Origin of the sequence: Bifidobacterium sp. UBA6881 (genome assembly GCA_002451435.1) — a bacterium.
Taxonomy (GTDB): domain Bacteria; phylum Actinomycetota; class Actinomycetes; order Actinomycetales; family Bifidobacteriaceae; genus Bifidobacterium.
On record DKCF01000072.1, the window covers coordinates 1 to 499 of the forward strand.

A 499-nucleotide genomic window follows, 5' to 3' on the forward strand; every position below is an offset into this window, starting at 1 on the left:
CCCCTTTCTTGTTTCCGGCGGCTTTTGGTATCATTCGCCCGCGCTTTTTTGTGGTTTGATTCTTGCGTGTGGATTTATTGAGGATGAAAAAGAACGACCGTGGTCCAGCCTCCTGTGGAAGTCGGATCATGATCGTTGTTCCATTAGCCATACGGTTCCCCGCCGCGACGGGCCTTCGCCTCGCGCAGGCCGTTGGGGGAGAAGCTCAACCGCAAGCTCATCCTGCCGGCCCGTTCCTGTGGTGTTTTCTGTGGATGCGACGCTTCGCATTTTCAATCTTGTGTTCCACGTGGAACAGTCATATTCACGTGTGAAATTATGTTTCACGTGAAACGCGTATGCACGTCTTGCACTCGTGTTTCCCGCAGGTGAGAGCTTCGTCGGAATCCGTTGTCTGACTGATGAATTTCCGGTGTACCCATGATTAACTGGTAGTCATGCATAGCAAATCCCGAAATTCCGTCATCATATTGGCCGCGATCGCAATGTGCTGCGTCGT